This is a genomic window from Serratia sp. Je.1.23.a, from assembly GCF_051129805.1.
GTDB lineage: Bacteria > Pseudomonadota > Gammaproteobacteria > Enterobacterales > Enterobacteriaceae > Serratia > Serratia liquefaciens.
The window spans coordinates 1-2456 of sequence record NZ_JBCPSR010000019.1; the positions used below are offsets into that span (position 1 = coordinate 1).

At 53.2% G+C, this 2456-nt stretch carries 1 rRNA gene; it reads left to right on the forward strand.

Features of this window, described 5'->3' with window-relative positions:
* A 23S ribosomal RNA gene (locus AAZT04_RS25935) occupies window positions 1–2456 on the forward strand; the annotation flags it as partial.

Sequence of the window (2456 nt, forward strand, 5' to 3'; positions counted from 1 at the left end):
CATTAATTGTGAGTTCGATGAGTAGGGCGGGACACGTGACATCCTGTCTGAATATGGGGGGACCATCCTCCAAGGCTAAATACTCCTGACTGACCGATAGTGAACCAGTACCGTGAGGGAAAGGCGAAAAGAACCCCGGCGAGGGGAGTGAAATAGAACCTGAAACCGTGTACGTACAAGCAGTGGGAGCACCTTCGTGGTGTGACTGCGTACCTTTTGTATAATGGGTCAGCGACTTATATTTTGTAGCAAGGTTAACCGTATAGGGGAGCCGTAGGGAAACCGAGTCTTAACTGGGCGAATAGTTGCAAGGTATAGACCCGAAACCCGGTGATCTAGCCATGGGCAGGTTGAAGGTTGGGTAACACTAACTGGAGGACCGAACCGACTAATGTTGAAAAATTAGCGGATGACTTGTGGCTGGGGGTGAAAGGCCAATCAAACCGGGAGATAGCTGGTTCTCCCCGAAAGCTATTTAGGTAGCGCCTCGTGAACTCATCTTCGGGGGTAGAGCACTGTTTCGGCTAGGGGGCCATCCCGGCTTACCAAACCGATGCAAACTCCGAATACCGAAGAATGTTATCACGGGAGACACACGGCGGGTGCTAACGTCCGTCGTGAAGAGGGAAACAACCCAGACCGCCAGCTAAGGTCCCAAAGTCATGGTTAAGTGGGAAACGATGTGGGAAGGCATAGACAGCCAGGATGTTGGCTTAGAAGCAGCCATCATTTAAAGAAAGCGTAATAGCTCACTGGTCGAGTCGGCCTGCGCGGAAGATGTAACGGGGCTAAACCATGCACCGAAGCTGCGGCAGCGACGCTTAGGCGTTGTTGGGTAGGGGAGCGTTCTGTAAGCCGTTGAAGGTGACCTGTGAGGGTTGCTGGAGGTATCAGAAGTGCGAATGCTGACATAAGTAACGATAAAGCGGGTGAAAAGCCCGCTCGCCGGAAGACCAAGGGTTCCTGTCCAACGTTAATCGGGGCAGGGTGAGTCGACCCCTAAGGCGAGGCCGAAAGGCGTAGTCGATGGGAAACAGGTTAATATTCCTGTACTCGGTGTTACTGCGAAGGGGGGACGGAGAAGGCTAGGCTAGCCGGGCGACGGTTGTCCCGGTTTAAGCGTGTAGGGGGAGTGACCTGGTAAATCCGGTTACTTACTAACCCTGAGGCGTGATGACGATGCACTACGGTGCAGAAGTAGTTGATGCCAAGCTTCCAGGAAAAGCCTCTAAGCATCAGGTAACACAGAATCGTACCCCAAACCGACACAGGTGGTCAGGTAGAGAATACCAAGGCGCTTGAGAGAACTCGGGTGAAGGAACTAGGCAAAATGGTGCCGTAACTTCGGGAGAAGGCACGCTGGCGCGTAGGTGAAGAGACTTGCTCTCGGAGCTGAAGCCAGTCGCAGATACCAGCTGGCTGCAACTGTTTAATAAAAACACAGCACTGTGCAAACACGAAAGTGGACGTATACGGTGTGACGCCTGCCCGGTGCTGGAAGGTTAATTGATGGGGTCAGCCGCAAGGCGAAGCTCTTGATCGAAGCCCCAGTAAACGGCGGCCGTAACTATAACGGTCCTAAGGTAGCGAAATTCCTTGTCGGGTAAGTTCCGACCTGCACGAATGGCGTAATGATGGCCAGGCTGTCTCCACCCGAGACTCAGTGAAATTGAACTCGCTGTGAAGATGCAGTGTACCCGCGGCAAGACGGAAAGACCCCGTGAACCTTTACTATAGCTTGACACTGAACATTGAGCCTTGATGTGTAGGATAGGTGGGAGGCTTTGAAGCGTGGACGCCAGTCTGCGTGGAGCCAACCTTGAAATACCACCCTTTAATGTTTGATGTTCTAACTCGGCCCCATAATCTGGGGTGAGGACAGTGTCTGGTGGGTAGTTTGACTGGGGCGGTCTCCTCCCAAAGAGTAACGGAGGAGCACGAAGGTTAGCTAATCACGGTCGGACATCGTGAGGTTAGTGCAAAGGCATAAGCTAGCTTGACTGCGAGAGTGACGGCTCGAGCAGGTACGAAAGTAGGTCTTAGTGATCCGGTGGTTCTGAATGGAAGGGCCATCGCTCAACGGATAAAAGGTACTCCGGGGATAACAGGCTGATACCGCCCAAGAGTTCATATCGACGGCGGTGTTTGGCACCTCGATGTCGGCTCATCACATCCTGGGGCTGAAGTAGGTCCCAAGGGTATGGCTGTTCGCCATTTAAAGTGGTACGCGAGCTGGGTTTAGAACGTCGTGAGACAGTTCGGTCCCTATCTGCCGTGGGCGTTGGAAGATTGAGAGGGGTTGCTCCTAGTACGAGAGGACCGGAGTGAACGCACCACTGGTGTTCGGGTTGTCATGCCAATGGCACTGCCCGGTAGCTAAGTGCGGAAAAGATAAGCGCTGAAAGCATCTAAGCGCGAAACTTGCCTCGAGATGAGTCTTCCCTGGGCCTTTAAGG